Source organism: Brevibacterium sp. Z349TD_9 (assembly GCF_056173565.1).
In genome coordinates this window covers 2,925,769-2,938,948 of sequence record NZ_CM149680.1, presented here as the reverse complement: position 1 = coordinate 2,938,948, position 13,180 = coordinate 2,925,769, and the positions used below count along the sequence as shown (strand labels likewise).

Here is a 13,180-nt window from a genome sequence, read left to right as displayed (position 1 = left end):
TCTATCGCCGCGAGTAGGCTGGAGACATGACACGAGTGCAACTGGCTGACACGAATCTCATGGTCCACCCCCTCCAACTCGGAGGGAACCCGTTCGGGTGGGGTGCCGACCGCGACGAGAGCTTCGCCGTCCTCGATGCCTACGCCGAGGCGGGCGGGAACTTCATCGACACCGCCGACGCCTACTCGGTGTGGGTCGACGGCAACACCGGGGGAGAGTCCGAGACGATCATCGGCGAATGGATGGCCGCCCGCGGCAACCGCGACGAGATGGTCATCGCGACGAAGGTCGGGATGCACCCGAAGCACAAGGGCCTCGACCCGGTGAACATCCGCGAAGCGCTCGACGCCTCTCTGCGGCGCCTCGGCACCGACCATGTCGACCTCTACTACGCGCACACCGACGACGAGAAGGTCGACCAGGTCGCCGTGGCCGAGACCTTCGACGCCCTCGTGCGTTCGGGCAAGGTGAGCTACGTCGGTGCCTCGAACTTCAGCCTGGCGCGGCTGAAGTCGGCGATGAAGATCAGCGAGAAGTACTCGCTGGCCCACTACCGGGTCGTCCAGGACAGATTCAACCTCGTCTCCCGGGCGGCCGTCGACGCGGAGAAGCAGGAGTACCTGCGCTCGCGCGGCATCGCCGAACTGCCCTACCACTCGCTCGCCTCGGGCTTCCTCACCGGCAAGCACACGGGCGGAGACGCCACCGGCAGCGTCCGCGGGGACCGGGTCACCGACCTCCTCGACGACCAGGCGGCGCTGCGGGCCCTCGAGGTCCTCCACGACATCGCGAGCAGCCACGACACCTCGATGACGGCGACGGCCATCGCATGGCAGCTCAGCCACGACTTCATCCCCGCCACGATCGCCTCGGCGCGGGTGCCCGACCAGCTCACCGAGCTCCTCGCCGGCACCGAGCTCGTCCTCACCGATGCCGAGGTGGAAGAGCTGAACACCGCATGGACCGAAGCATGAGCACTCCCGCACCCCGCCTGGTGACCTGGGAGAACGGCACCGACCTCGTCATCGAGATGCCGCTGTCCGTGGCCCCGGATGCGACCTGGGCGGTACTGACCGACGGGACCCGCGCCGGTGAGTGGTTCGCGCCTTTCACCGTCGACGGTGACACCGTCACCCTCGAACTCGAGGGGACCGAGTCCGCGGACTCCGCCCTCGTCGGGGAGATCCTCAGCTGTGAGGCAGACGAGCACGTCCTCGTCGAGTTCCCCGACTTCGGGGTGCTCGGGATCCAGCTCCTGCCCGTCGAGGTCGACCCCGACCTGCCCGTCGAGGCGGGCCCGGAGGCGGCCGCCGTCTCCGCGATGGGGGTCGTGCCGGCGGGGACCGTGCTCGTCTTCACCCAGTCGGCCGCCGACGAGGAGAGGGCAAGGCGCGCGGCCGCGCAGTTCGGTCCGATGTGGGACACGCACCTGCGGATGTTCGCCCGCACCCTCGGCCTCGACGTCCCCGAGGCGAGTGAGGACGACCTCGAGGCGGTCTACGCCGATCTCGACCTCGAGGTCGACGATGAGGCCGAGGATGCGCTCGGCGACGACGACCTCGGCGACGACGGGGGACCGCGGTGAGCGGCCCGCTCGTCCTCGGCATCGAATCCTCGTGCGATGAGACGGGGGTGGGGATCGTCCGGGGCCGGACGCTTCTGACGAACACCGTGTCCTCGTCGATGGACGAGCACGTGCGCTTCGGAGGAGTCGTGCCCGAGGTCGCCTCGCGTGCCCACGTCCAGGCGATCGGCCCGGCGATCGTCGCCGCGTGCGACGAGGCCGGGGTCGAGCTCTCCGAGCTCGACGCGGTCGCCGTCACCGCCGGCCCCGGACTCTCCGGGGCGCTCATGGTCGGCGTCGGCGCGGCGAAGGGACTCGCGGCGGCCCTCGGACTTCCGCTCTACGGGGTCAACCATCTCGCCGCGCACGTCGCCGTCGACCTCGTCGCCGATGACATCGACGGACTGACCACTCCGACGATCGCCCTCCTCGTCTCCGGCGGGCACACCGAGATCCTGCGCATCGGCGACATCGTCGACGACATCGAGCTCCTCGGCGCGACGATCGACGATGCCGCCGGTGAGGCCTTCGACAAGACCGCGCGTCTGCTGGGCCTGAGCTACCCGGGCGGACCGAACGTCTCGAAGGCCGCGCTCGGCCTCCTCGACGGCACCGGGGTGCCCGGGGACCGGAGCGCCGTGCGGTTCCCCCGGGGGCTGGCGAAGAAGAGCGACCTGCGCGACCCCGAGCGTCGGTACAGCTTCTCCTTCTCCGGGCTCAAGACCGCCGCCCTGCGCGAAGTGACGAAGGCGGAGACGCTCGGCACCGACCTGCGGGTCGCCGACATCGCCGCCGGGTTCGAGGACGCCGTCGTCGACGTCCTCGTCACCAAGACCCTGCTCGCCGCGGCCGACACCGGCATCGACCATGTCGTCCTCGGGGGAGGGGTGGCCGCGAACGCCCATCTGCGCGAGGTGCTCGCGACCCGCTGCGCCGAGGCGGGGGTGACCCTGCGGGTGCCGCCGCTGAGCCTGTGCACGGACAACGGTGCGATGGTCGCAGCCCTCGGCGCCGAACTCGTCACCCGCGGTGCCGGACCGAGCGACCTCGGACTCGCCGCCGTCTCGTCCCTGGACGTCGATGATGTCCTCGTCTGAGGAGGAACCTGCTCGCTCGCGGCACCTGCCGGACTCCCTGCCGCCTCGGCGCTCCGGGGACGGCTGGACGCTCGGATCGGACGGGGAGAGGCATTGGGGGCTCAACGGAGCTGCCGGGCTCATGCTCGTCGACCCCGAGCGCGGGGTGCTCATGCAGCACCGGGCCCTGTGGTCGGTCGCCGGCGGGACGTGGGGCTTCCCCGGCGGCGCGCGGGATATGGGCGAGGCGGCGATCGACGCCGCGATCCGAGAGTCCTTCGAAGAGGCCGGGGTGCCCGACCCGGACGGGGACGACGTCGAGATCCTCGACTGCCACGTCCTCGACCTCGACACCTGGACGTACACGACGGTCATCGCACGCACCCGGCGTCCCCTCGAGCCGGTCATCAGCGACCCCGAGAGCATCGAGCTGCGCTGGGTGCCGCTGGGTGAGCTGCGCGATCTCGACCTCCATCCCGGAGTCGCCGCGAGCCTGCCCGAACTCGAGGAGCTGCTGGTCCCGCACCTGCGGGACTGAGCGCTACACGTACGAGGTGCGCAGGTCCCGGATGAGGGACCGGGTGACCTCGGTGAGCGAGCCCGTTGTGTGGAAGACGTCCTCGAGACGCTGATAGGGCACACCACGGGCCATGAGGTCGGTGACCCCGGCGAGCTCCCGGGAGCAGCCGAGACGCTCGGCCACGGGGGCGAGACGTTCGATCTCGTCGGCGATGCATTCGGTGACGAGACGCTCGTCGGCGGCGGCGTTCTCGATGATGATCGCCTCCATCCCGTAGCGGGCGGCGCGCCATTTGTTCTCGTCATGGAACCAGTCGGGCATCGTCGGCAGGGTCTCCCCGGCGTCGAGGCGGGCGGAGAAGTCGTCGACGAGGCACTGGATGAACGCCGTGACCGCGGTGATCTCCTCCATCGTCGGCAGCCCGTCGCAGACGCGGACCTCGACGGTGCCCCAGTTCGGCGCCGGCCGGATGTCCCAGCGGATCTCGTTGAGGTGGTCGATGATGCCGGTCTTGAGCATGTCGGCGACGTACTTCTCGTACGCCTCCCACGAGTCGAACTGGAAGGGCAGGCCCGCGGTCGGCAGCTGCTGGAACATCATCGCGCGGTTCGAGGCGTAGCCGGTGTCCGTCCCACCCCAGAACGGGGAGGAGGCGCTGAGCGCCTGGAGGTGCGGAACGTAGGCGAGCAGCGCATTGAGGATCGGGAGCACTTTGTCCCGGGAGTCGATGCCGACGTGGACGTGGACGCCGAAGATGAGCATGTTCCGGCCCCACCACTGGGTGCGATCGACGAGTTCGAGGTAACGGTCCTTCGCTCTGACCTCCTGCATCTGCCACTGTGCGAAGGGGTGGGTGCCTGCCGACATGAGCTCGATCCCGCGGGCCTCGGTGAGCGTGCGCAGCGCTCCCATCGAGGTCGCGAGGTCATCGGCGACGTCGGCGACTGTGGTGTGGACACCGGAGACGAGTTCGATCGTGTTCGTGAGCATCTCGCCGACGATCCGCTTCTCGAACTCGGGAGCGCGTTCGGCAACGTCGGCGAGGAGGGACTCCGCTGCGGGCGTGAGATCCAGGCTCTCACCGTCGAGCAGAGCGAGTTCCCATTCGACACCGATGGTGGAACGGGCGGAGTGAGCGAAATCGACCATGGACCGATTCTAGTGGGGCAGGGCGACTGGTCCGTGCGGGGTCTTCGCAGACGGACGTGTTTCGCCCCGACTAGCATGGGAGCATGCCAACTCGCATGCGCCTGACGGCTCTGACCACGGCACTCGCCCTCACCCTCACCGGCTGCTCGGCCGGCGGGGGAGGGGCCGGGGACGAAGGGACGCAGCCTTCGGCGGGCTCGGGGACGTCCGCGCCTGCGTCGAGCGAGGCCGTCCCGAGCCCCACTCCTGCCGACTTCGCCGACGAGGCCGCCGATATCGTCGACTCCTTCTCCGATGACGAGCTCGCAGGCTCCCTCATCATCGGGACCTGGTCGGGTACGGGGCCGCAGACCGCAGTGGACATGGTGGAGAAGGACAGCCTCGGCGGGGTCATCGTCATGGCGGACAACCTCTCCGAGACTCCGACCGCCGAGGAGGTCACGCAGCTGACGACGGCCATCGCCGGGGCGAGGACGAAGGGTCAGCCGGTGTCGATCGCCGTCGACCAGGAGGGTGGGCCCGTCTCCCGGCTGAGCACCGCGGCCCTGCCGTTCCCGCCGCTCATGGCCTTCGGCGCCGCGGACGATGAGAAGCTGACGACGACGGCGACGACGGTGCAGGCGGAGAACCTCTCAGACCTCGGGTTCACGATCGACTTCGCCCCGGACTCCGATGTCACGGTGGGACCGAAGGACGTCGCCATCAACGTCCGCTCCGCCGGCGGTGATGCCGAGGACGTCGCCGAGGTGGTCGCCCGTGCCGTCGAGGGCTACGACGCCGGTGGGGTGGCGAGCTCGGCGAAGCACTTCCCCGGGCACGGCCGTCTCACCGTCGACTCGCATGAGGGTCTGCCGGTGTCGGAGAAGTCGATCGACGAACTCGAGGACTCCGACCTCCTCCCCTTCCAGTCGGCCGTCGATGCGGGGGTGCCCATGGTGATGATGGGCCACATCGGCCTGCCCGATGCGAAGACGACACCCGCGAGCCTCAACCCGAAGGCGTACACGGCGCTGCGGGAGAACCTCGGCTTCGACGGCGTCGTCGTCACCGACGCGCTCAACATGGAGGCCGTGACACAGAGCGCGAACGGCGATGCGGCAGTGAACGCGCTCGCCGCCGGCGCCGACCTCGCGCTCATGCCCCCTGACGCGGCAGCCGCGCAGGACGCGGTCGCCGCGGCGCTCGGCGATGGGACGCTCAAGCGCGACGACCTCGTCGAGAAGTCGCGACGGGTCGTCGCGATGCAGCTCGCGACCGCGGCAGCGCAGCAGCAGGACGACCCCGCCGCCAGCCCCGCCGATCCCGAGGCCGTCCTCACCGAGGTCGCCGAGAAGTCGCTCACCGTGCTCAAGGGCGAGTGCGAGTTCGCAGGCACGGATGCGATCTCCATCGTCGGCGGCAGCGAGAAGGAGAAGGCGGCCTTGCGCAGGGCCGCGGAGACTGCGGGCCTGAGCGTGGGCAGCGGGGGGACGACGGTGAGCCTGAGCCCGGGCACCTCCGCCGAGGTGGCCGTCGGCACCGCCGCTCCCTGGACGATGCGCGGCACCCCTGCGAAGTCCGCCGTCACGGCCTATGATTCGAACCCGTATGCGCTCGGGGCCGTCGCGAAATGGCTCAAGGGCGACCTCAGCGCCACAGGACAGCTGCCCGTCGAGTACGAGGGCAGCGACGAGGCCCCGGACTGCGGGTGAGCTCACCGTCGCATGCGCGGGTCCTCGGTCGGGTCGGCGTACTGCTGTGGGCAGCCGGAGGTCGCGGCGTCCGGGCGGAGTTCTTAGTGCCAGATCTCGTTGCCGTAGATCTGGCACAGTCCGAAGTCCGCGCCGTGCTGGGAGAGCCAGCTCGAGGCGTCGACGGGACCGATGTCGACCGCGTCGCCGGTGACGTGCGGTGAGGATTCGGGGGTGGCCACCCACCGGGCGGCTTCGGTCCGCGAGCCGTACGTGCTCACCGCGTCGTCGAGGAGACCCTGCTGGTAGGAGGCTGAGCGCCATCCGCTGTTGACGGTGAAGACGACACCGTCCTCGCGGGCCTCGGCGGCGGCGTCCCTGACCGCAGCGCGCAGGTCCGCATCGAGGTTCGCGATGCCCGGCAGGTCGACGTCGTCGATCCTCGCAGCCGCGGGAAGGGCCCCGCCGTCGGTCTCCGAACCTGCGGCATGGACGGTCACGGCGGCCTCCTCGGCGGGTGCGGTCGAGGCGCAGCCGGTGAGGCCGAGGACGAGGGCCGAGGCAAGGGTGAGGGTGATGATCTGTGCGTTCATGCCCCCAGTCAACGCGGGCCCGGGTTGCCGCAGCGTATGCGGAAATCGATACACGGACGATAGGGGCGGGCCGATACGCTGGGCAGATGCGTGTGCTGATCGTCGAGGACGAACCCGATATGGCCGAGGCCGTGCGCAGCGGACTGCGCCTCGAGGCGATCGCCGCCGACATCGCCCATGACGGGGACACGGCCCTCGAACTCCTCGCGGTCAACGCCTACGACCTGGCCGTCCTCGACCGGGACATCCCCGGACCCTCGGGCGATGAGATCGCCGAGCACATCGTCGCCTCGGGCACCGGCATGCCCATCCTCATGCTCACCGCCGCGGATCGGATCGACGACCTCGCCACCGGGTTCGCACTCGGGGCCGACGACTACCTGACGAAGCCGTTCGAGCTGCGCGAACTCGTCCTCCGGCTCCGCTCCCTCGACCGTCGCCGGGACCGCCACCGCGCCCCGACCCTCGAGATCGCCGGCCTCACCCTCGACCCGTTCCGGCGCGAGGTCTACCGCGACGGCCGCTACATCGCGCTCACCCGCAAGCAGTTCGCCGTCCTCGAGGTCCTCATGAGCGCCGGCGGCGGGGTCGTCAGCGCCGAAGAGCTCCTCGAGAAGGCGTGGGACGAGAACGCCGACCCGTTCACCAACGCCGTGCGCATCACGGTCTCCGCCCTGCGCAAACGCCTCGGACAGCCCGGCCTCATCGTCACCGTCCCCGGGGTCGGCTACCGGGTCGGGCAGGAGCCGACCGGTGAGTGAGCAGCCCCCGCCGAGGCGGCCGGGAATGAGCGTGCGATGGAAGCTCACCCTCAGCTACGCGGGGTTCCTCATCGTCGCCGGCATCCTCCTCCTCGCCGTCGTGTGGATCTTCCTCCTGCGCTACGTCCCGAACATCCCCATCAGCGCCCCCGACGGCTTCGTGCCCAACCGCTCCGACCTGCAGCGGGCGTTCTTCCCCGCCGCCGCGGCCACCCTTGGCTTCCTCCTCGTTGTCGGCCTCCTCGGCGGCTGGATCCTCGCCGGACGCATGCTCACCCCGCTCGCGAAGATCACCCGCGCCGCCCGGCGCGTGGCCGGCGGTGAGCTCGCGCATCGGATCCGGATGGGCGGGCGCAGCGACGAGATCCGCGAACTCGCCGACGTCTTCGATGCGATGCTCGACCGCGTCGAGGCCCACGTCGGTGAGCAGCAGCGCTTCGCCGCGAACGCCTCCCACGAACTGCGGACCCCGCTGGCGATCTCGCAGGCGATCCTCGACGTCGCCGCACAGGACCCCGACCGGGACGTGCGCGGCGACCTCGACCGGCTCCGGGCCGTCAACGCCCGCTCGATCGCACTCACCGAGGCGCTGCTCCTGCTCAGCCGTGCCGGCAGCCAGCCCGCCCGCACCGAACCGAGCGACCTCTCCCTCCTCGCCGAGGACGCCGTCGAGACCCTCGTGCCCTTCGCCGATGAGCGGGGCGTGAGCATCGCCGTCGACACCGAGAGCGCACCGGTGAGCGGTGACCCCGTGCTGCTCACCCAGATGGCGAGCAACCTCGTCCACAATGCGATCGTCCACAACACGGCCGAACACGGCGTCATCGAGGTGCGGACGGGAACGAGCGATGGGCACTCGACGCTGATCGTCGAGAACACGGGACCCGTGGTCTCGGACGCGCAGGCGGCCACGCTCACCGAACCGTTCCAACGCGGCAGCGACCGCGTCCGCGACGACGGGCATGCCGGAGTCGGACTCGGTCTCGCGATCGTCACGACGATCGTGGGCACCCATGGCGGCACACTCACGCTCACGCCGAGGCGCGTCGGGGGACTGCGCGTCGACGTCGTCCTGCCCGCGGCAGGCTGAGACCGCCCCCTACCGCCGGGTCACTGCAGGGTCACGCCCCGGTCGCGACGCTGCGACTGGGATCGGACGACCATCCCGACCAGCTCGCGGGGTAGAGGCTTGAGCCGACTCCGAGGCTCGCGAGCACCATCGCGTTATGGCAGGCCGTGACCCCGGACCCGCAGTAGACGGCGACGGGATCGTCGAGCGCCCCGAGCTCGGAGAAGCGCTCCCGCAGCGCCTCCTCACTGAGGATGCGACCGCCCTCGGCGTTCTCCGTCACGGGAGCGTTCTTCGCCCCCGGGATGTGCCCGGCCTGGGAGTCGAACGGCTCGGTCTCTCCACGGAAGCGCTCGGGCGCGCGGGCGTCGAGGAGCACCCCGTCCCACTGGGCGGCGGTGTCGGCGTCGATGACGGGCATCGACCCCGGAGTGATGACGACGGAGGAGGGTTCGACGGGGGAACCGGCACCGAACTCGAGGTCACCGCCGGCGGCCACCCATGCGTCGATGCCGCCGTCGAGGACACGGGCGCTCAGCCCCGCCCACCGGAGCAGCCACCACGCGCGGGCGGCCCCGAGGCCTGCGTTGTCGTCGTAGACGATGACCTCGGTGCCCGTGTCGATGCCCCAACCTCGTACGGTCTCCTCGAACCGGGCGGGACTCGGCAGCGGGTGGCGTCCCGCGCGGGGATCGCTGCGGTCGGGGTCGGCCAGCTCAGAATCGAGGTCGACGTAGAGCGCGTGCGGCAGGTGGCCACGGGCGAAGTCGTCCCGCCCGTCGGGTCGGAGCTGCGTCCAGCGGACGTCGAGCAGCCTCGGCGGAATCCGGCGGGCAGTGAGCCCGGAGAGCTCCTCGGCGGTGATGAGGACATCGGAGCGGGACATGGGATCTCCTTCGCGTCTGTGCGTCTCGACTCTACCGCTCGAGCGGCCGGGTGAGGAGGACGATGTGCTTGTCGCCGAGGCGGGTGAAGACGAGCGTCGCCTTGTCCCCCTTGGGGAGCTTGAGCTGACGGCGCGCCTGGTCGGGGACGATGTCCGCACCGCGCTTCTTGATGACGACGGACCCGATGCCGCGGGACACGAGCTCCTTGCGCAGGCTCGGGATCTTCGCGGGCAGGACATCGACGATCTCAAACGCGCTCACCCCGGCAGCGGCCGGTCCCGTGGGGGCGGTGTCCGTCGTGAGGTAGGCGATCGACGGGTGGAGGCGACGGGCCTGCAGGGGACCGGTGAGCGCAGTGACGAGACCCGCGCGCACGATCGCACCGTCGGGTTCGAGGAGGTAGGAGCCGAGCTCGCCGATGCCCTCCTCGTCGGTCGCGGGCACGTCGTCCTCGTGGACGAGGAGGGTGCGCTCGCCCATGACGAGCGCGCTGCGTCCGGCACGCTGCCTCGCGGTGCCGAAGTAGAGGCAGACCTCGACGACGTCGCCGTCGTGGGAGACCCACTGGGCCTCCGCCTCGGCGGGGATGAGGTCGTGGTCGAGGGCGGGACCGAGCTTGACACCGGCCGCCGGGGCCGCGCTCGCGGTCTCAAGCACCCAGGACAGGGACGGGGAGAATTCGTCGGGGTCGGAGATCCGCGAAGTCGCCCCGCGGGCGTTCGCCCGCCCGATCCGGCGCCGGGCGGGATCGAACCACAGGGCATCGAAGCCGGCGGTGTCGACGTCCTCGGCCCGGGCGTGGGAGACCTCGGCACTGGGCAGGTGGCGGAGGTTGAAGCTCGCGAGCGCGGCAGTGACCTCGTCGGCGTCGACGGCTGCCACCTCGGCGCCGAGACCGGCGAACGCGAACGCATCGGCCCCGATCCCGCACCCAAGGTCGGCGATGCGCACGTCTTCAGAGTCGTGACCGGCCAACAGGCGCCTGGCATGGTGGGCTGCCACGGGCAGGCGGGTGGCCTGGGCGAGGCCGTCGCGGGTGAAGAGCATCTCGGCGGCGTAGGGACCGAATTTGCCCACCGCCTCCTTCCGCAGCTGCGCCTGGGTGAGCAGGGCCGCGGTCACCTCGGCGGAGAAGCCCTCTTTGCGCATGGCCGCGGACCGGGCGAGATCGTCCGCGGGAAGGTCGTCGATCGTCTCGAGGCGCTCGAGGACGGTGACGTCGAGGAGTTCGGTGAGGGTCTGCGGATCCATGCGTGCCAGCCTATCGTCCCGTTCGCCCCGGCCGACGTCCGGTTGCCCTGTCGGATTCCCGTCCCGACCCACCCGGTGTGTTCGACGGATGCGGCGGAGAATCCGTGCGGTAGGTTGTGGGGTGTGACGTTACTGACCGCTCGCGACATCCGCGACATCGCCGCTGACATCGGTCTGCGCCCGACGAAGCAGAAGGGCCAGAACTTCGTCATCGACCCCAACACCGTCCGCTCGATCGTCGCCGCGGCAGGTCTTGAGGGGGCGCAGAACGTCGTCGAGATCGGGCCCGGCCTCGGCTCGCTCACGGTGGGCCTCCTCGAGGCCGGCCACGCCGTCACCGCCGTCGAGATCGACGAGGTCCTCGCCGATCGCCTGCCGACGACGATCGCGGCCTTCGCCCCGGAGGCCGCCGAGCGCTTCGATCTCGTGGGCGCCGATGCCCTGCGGGTCACCGAGCTGCCGAACCCGCCCGAGGCGCTCGTGGCGAACCTGCCCTACAACGTCGCCGTCCCCGTCCTCCTCCACTTCCTCGAGACCTTCCCGAGCCTGCGGACCGTCCTCGTCATGGTCCAGCTCGAGGTCGCCGAACGCCTCGCCGCGGCCCCGGGCTCCCGTACCTACGGGGTCCCCAGCGTCAAGGCCCAGTGGTACGGCGAGGTGGCCCTGGCCGGGCGGATCGGGAAGAACGTCTTCTGGCCGGCCCCGAACATCGACTCCGGGCTCGTGCGCATCGACGTGACCCGCACCGACCGGGACCCCGAGTCCCGCACCCGCCTCTTCACCCTCGTCGACGCCGCCTTCGCCCAGCGACGCAAGACCCTGCGCGCGGCGCTGGCCGGGTGGGCCGGCAGCCCCCAACGGGCCGAGGAGATCCTCGTCGCCGCGGGGATCGACCCCCGCACGCGCGGTGAGGCCCTGAGCGTGTCCGACTTCGAACGCCTCGCCGAGGCGGCGGGGGAGACCGCGTGAGTGCGCCGACCCCGCTCCGCCCGGGAACCCCGGCCCCGGTCACGGTCCGGGCACCGGGGAAGATCAACGTCCACCTCGGCGTCGGGGGCGTCGACGAGCACGGATACCACACACTCGCCACGGTCTTCCAGGCCCTCGGCATGGTCGAGACGCTCACCCTCATCCCCGGTGGGACGGGCACGATCCTCGTCCAGGGGCGGTACGCCGACGAGACCGTGCCGGTCGGGGAGTCCAACCTCGCCAGACGCGCGATCACCCTCCTCATCACCGCGTTCGAAGCCGAGCGTGACGTCGAGGTGCTGCGCGACCTCGACATCGTCATCGACAAGCAGGTGCCCGTGGCCGGCGGGATGGGCGGGGGATCCGCCGACGCCGCGGCGGCCCTGACCGGGGCCGCCCACCTCATCGGCGGCGTCGCCGCCGAGGTCCTCGCCGACCTCGCCCTCGAGATCGGCGCCGACGTGCCCTTCCTCCTGCGCGGGGGCACGGCGATCGGCCGGGGCCGCGGGGAGGAGCTCAGCCCCGTGCTCACCCGCGGGCAGTTCCACTGGGTCATGGCCACCTCGGCGGGACAGCTGTCGACCCCGGAGGTCTATGGCCGCTTCGACGAGCTCACCCCCGATCCCGCCCCCGCCGAGGTGCCCGCAGAGGTGCTCACGGCGCTCGCCGCCGGCGATGTCGATACGCTGGCCGCCGCCGCAGGCAACGACCTCACCGAGGCGGCCCTGTCCCTGCGCCCCGAACTCGCCGAGGTCATCGAGGCCGGTCGTGAGGCCGGTGCGTTGCTGCCTCTGCTCAGCGGGTCGGGTCCCACCGTCGGGTTCCTCGCCCGCGACGCCCGCCACGCCCTTGACTTGGCCGTCCTCCTCCAGGCCACCCGCGGGGTCAAGGAAGCCCTGCGGACGACGGGACCGGCACCCGGCGCGCACGTGGTCACCGATGGCTGAGACCCCGACCGGCCGGGCGGGGGAGAACCTCCACGGTCGGGTCCTCGACGCGATCGGACGCGACATCGTCTCCGGGCAGCTGCCGCCCGGTGTCGTCGTCAAGGCCGAGGAGCTGCGCGCCCGCTACGACGTCTCCCTCTCCGTCGTCCGCGAAGCCGTGCGTGTCCTCGAGTCCCTCGGGATGGTCAGGCCGGTGCGCCGCCTCGGGCTCATCATCCTCGCGATGAGCGAGTGGACGATCCTCGACCCGCTCGTCGTGCGCTGGCGGATGGCCGAGACCCCGGCCAGGCAGCTGCGCTCGCTCACCGAGCTGCGGGTGGCGATCGAACCCGAGGCCGCGGGCCTCGCCGCGACCTTCGCCGACGCCGCCGAAGCCGAGGAGATCATGCGGCTTGCCGCCCGGATGCGCTCGTCGGGGCGCACCGGTGAGGTCGAGGCCTTCCTCGAGGCCGATGCGGCGTTCCACCGGGCGGTGCTGCGCGCTGGGGGCAATGAGCTCTTCGCGTCCTTCGACACGGTCGTCGCCGAGATCCTCGCCGGGCGCACCGAGGAGGGCCTGCAGCCGCAGTACCCGCACCCCGATGCGCTGCAGTGGCACTTCGACGTCGCTGACGCGATCGGCTCCCAGCAGCCAGAGCGGGCACGGGAGGCGATGGCGAAGATCGTCGCCAAGGCCTACGACGAGATGTCGTCGGTGTGGGAGGGCGAACCCCGCCGCCCGTGA

14 protein-coding genes are annotated in these 13,180 nt (G+C 71.0%); 10 read left to right on the top strand and 4 right to left on the bottom strand.

Annotation, left to right across the window (positions count from 1 at the left end):
• Window positions 1–26 precede the first annotated feature (26 nt).
• The 4 genes from AC0VYB_RS13720 to AC0VYB_RS13705 are packed head-to-tail and all read left to right on the top strand — an operon-like array spanning window position 27 to window position 3,178.
• Window positions 27–974 (top strand): aldo/keto reductase, encoded by a 948-nt coding sequence (locus tag AC0VYB_RS13720; RefSeq protein WP_227007012.1) that lies wholly within the window; start codon window positions 27–29, stop codon window positions 972–974.
• A complete protein-coding gene (locus AC0VYB_RS13715) occupies window positions 971–1,585 on the top strand; it encodes an SRPBCC family protein (protein ID WP_095376443.1) in 615 nt (204 codons plus the stop codon). Before AC0VYB_RS13720 ends, AC0VYB_RS13715 begins: the two co-directional genes overlap by 4 nt.
• Window positions 1,582–2,661 (top strand): tRNA (adenosine(37)-N6)-threonylcarbamoyltransferase complex transferase subunit TsaD, encoded by a 1,080-nt coding sequence (tsaD, locus tag AC0VYB_RS13710; RefSeq protein WP_095376444.1) that lies wholly within the window; start codon window positions 1,582–1,584, stop codon window positions 2,659–2,661. The genes AC0VYB_RS13715 and tsaD overlap by 4 nt, the downstream gene beginning before the upstream one ends.
• A complete protein-coding gene (locus AC0VYB_RS13705; RefSeq protein ID WP_095376445.1) occupies window positions 2,648–3,178 on the top strand; it encodes an NUDIX domain-containing protein in 531 nt (176 codons plus the stop codon). Before tsaD ends, AC0VYB_RS13705 begins: the two co-directional genes overlap by 14 nt.
• A 3-nt stretch (window positions 3,179–3,181) precedes the next feature.
• On the opposite strand, the gene AC0VYB_RS13700 is transcribed toward AC0VYB_RS13705, so the two are convergent.
• Entirely contained in the window at window positions 3,182–4,309 is a 1,128-nt protein-coding gene (locus AC0VYB_RS13700; RefSeq protein WP_101624650.1) for a glutamate--cysteine ligase, read from the bottom strand.
• A gap of 83 nt (window positions 4,310–4,392) precedes the next feature.
• On the opposite strand from AC0VYB_RS13700, the gene AC0VYB_RS13695 reads away from it, so the two are divergent.
• Window positions 4,393–6,000, top strand: coding sequence for a glycoside hydrolase family 3 N-terminal domain-containing protein (locus AC0VYB_RS13695; protein ID WP_227007011.1), 1,608 nt, complete (start codon window positions 4,393–4,395; stop codon window positions 5,998–6,000).
• Window positions 6,001–6,083: 83 nt separating this feature from the next.
• Here AC0VYB_RS13695 and AC0VYB_RS13690 read toward each other — a convergent pair whose 3' ends face one another.
• A complete protein-coding gene (locus AC0VYB_RS13690; protein WP_063249325.1) occupies window positions 6,084–6,572 on the bottom strand; it encodes a M15 family metallopeptidase in 489 nt (162 codons plus the stop codon).
• Window positions 6,573–6,658: 86 nt separating this feature from the next.
• Here AC0VYB_RS13690 and AC0VYB_RS13685 point away from each other — a divergent pair, with 86 nt between their 5' ends.
• A complete protein-coding gene (locus AC0VYB_RS13685) occupies window positions 6,659–7,333 on the top strand; it encodes a response regulator transcription factor (RefSeq protein ID WP_063249324.1) in 675 nt (224 codons plus the stop codon).
• Complete coding sequence (locus AC0VYB_RS13680) at window positions 7,326–8,423, top strand: sensor histidine kinase (RefSeq protein WP_425322158.1); 1,098 nt, start codon at window positions 7,326–7,328, stop codon at window positions 8,421–8,423. The genes AC0VYB_RS13685 and AC0VYB_RS13680 overlap by 8 nt, the downstream gene beginning before the upstream one ends.
• A 31-nt stretch (window positions 8,424–8,454) precedes the next feature.
• On the opposite strand, the gene AC0VYB_RS13675 is transcribed toward AC0VYB_RS13680, so the two are convergent.
• Complete coding sequence (locus AC0VYB_RS13675; protein WP_063249322.1) at window positions 8,455–9,288, bottom strand: sulfurtransferase; 834 nt, start codon at window positions 9,286–9,288, stop codon at window positions 8,455–8,457.
• Window positions 9,289–9,319: 31 nt separating this feature from the next.
• Complete coding sequence (locus AC0VYB_RS13670; protein WP_063249320.1) at window positions 9,320–10,540, bottom strand: class I SAM-dependent methyltransferase; 1,221 nt, start codon at window positions 10,538–10,540, stop codon at window positions 9,320–9,322.
• 123 nt (window positions 10,541–10,663) lie between these two features.
• On the opposite strand from AC0VYB_RS13670, the gene rsmA reads away from it, so the two are divergent.
• Genes rsmA through AC0VYB_RS13655 form a run of 3 tightly spaced genes read left to right on the top strand, consistent with a single transcriptional unit; the run spans window position 10,664 to window position 13,180 of the window.
• Window positions 10,664–11,509 carry a 16S rRNA (adenine(1518)-N(6)/adenine(1519)-N(6))-dimethyltransferase RsmA gene (rsmA, locus tag AC0VYB_RS13665; protein ID WP_095376454.1) on the top strand — a complete coding sequence of 282 codons (846 nt, stop codon included), beginning with the start codon at window positions 10,664–10,666 and terminating at the stop codon, window positions 11,507–11,509.
• Window positions 11,506–12,456: a 4-(cytidine 5'-diphospho)-2-C-methyl-D-erythritol kinase gene (locus AC0VYB_RS13660; protein ID WP_475384748.1), complete on the top strand. Its 951-nt coding sequence runs from the start codon at window positions 11,506–11,508 to the stop codon at window positions 12,454–12,456. Before rsmA ends, AC0VYB_RS13660 begins: the two co-directional genes overlap by 4 nt.
• Window positions 12,449–13,180, top strand: a complete 732-nt coding sequence (locus AC0VYB_RS13655) for a FadR/GntR family transcriptional regulator (protein WP_009376072.1) — start codon at window positions 12,449–12,451, stop codon at window positions 13,178–13,180. The genes AC0VYB_RS13660 and AC0VYB_RS13655 overlap by 8 nt, the downstream gene beginning before the upstream one ends.

Excerpts from the sequence above, each read along its gene's own strand:
- AC0VYB_RS13675 (WP_063249322.1), bottom strand. The coding sequence starts at position 9,288 with ATGTCCCGCTCCGATGTCCTCATCACCGCCGAGGAGCTCTCCGGGCTC.
- AC0VYB_RS13690 (WP_063249325.1), bottom strand. The coding sequence starts at position 6,572 with ATGAACGCACAGATCATCACCCTCACCCTTGCCTCGGCCCTCGTCCTC.
- AC0VYB_RS13685 (WP_063249324.1), top strand. The coding sequence starts at position 6,659 with ATGCGTGTGCTGATCGTCGAGGACGAACCCGATATGGCCGAGGCCGTG.
- AC0VYB_RS13695 (WP_227007011.1), top strand. The coding sequence starts at position 4,393 with ATGCCAACTCGCATGCGCCTGACGGCTCTGACCACGGCACTCGCCCTC.
- AC0VYB_RS13715 (WP_095376443.1), top strand. The coding sequence starts at position 971 with ATGAGCACTCCCGCACCCCGCCTGGTGACCTGGGAGAACGGCACCGAC.
- AC0VYB_RS13705 (WP_095376445.1), top strand. The coding sequence starts at position 2,648 with ATGTCCTCGTCTGAGGAGGAACCTGCTCGCTCGCGGCACCTGCCGGAC.
- AC0VYB_RS13670 (WP_063249320.1), bottom strand. The coding sequence starts at position 10,540 with ATGGATCCGCAGACCCTCACCGAACTCCTCGACGTCACCGTCCTCGAG.
- AC0VYB_RS13700 (WP_101624650.1), bottom strand. The coding sequence starts at position 4,309 with ATGGTCGATTTCGCTCACTCCGCCCGTTCCACCATCGGTGTCGAATGG.
- AC0VYB_RS13655 (WP_009376072.1), top strand. The coding sequence starts at position 12,449 with ATGGCTGAGACCCCGACCGGCCGGGCGGGGGAGAACCTCCACGGTCGG.
- AC0VYB_RS13720 (WP_227007012.1), top strand. The coding sequence starts at position 27 with ATGACACGAGTGCAACTGGCTGACACGAATCTCATGGTCCACCCCCTC.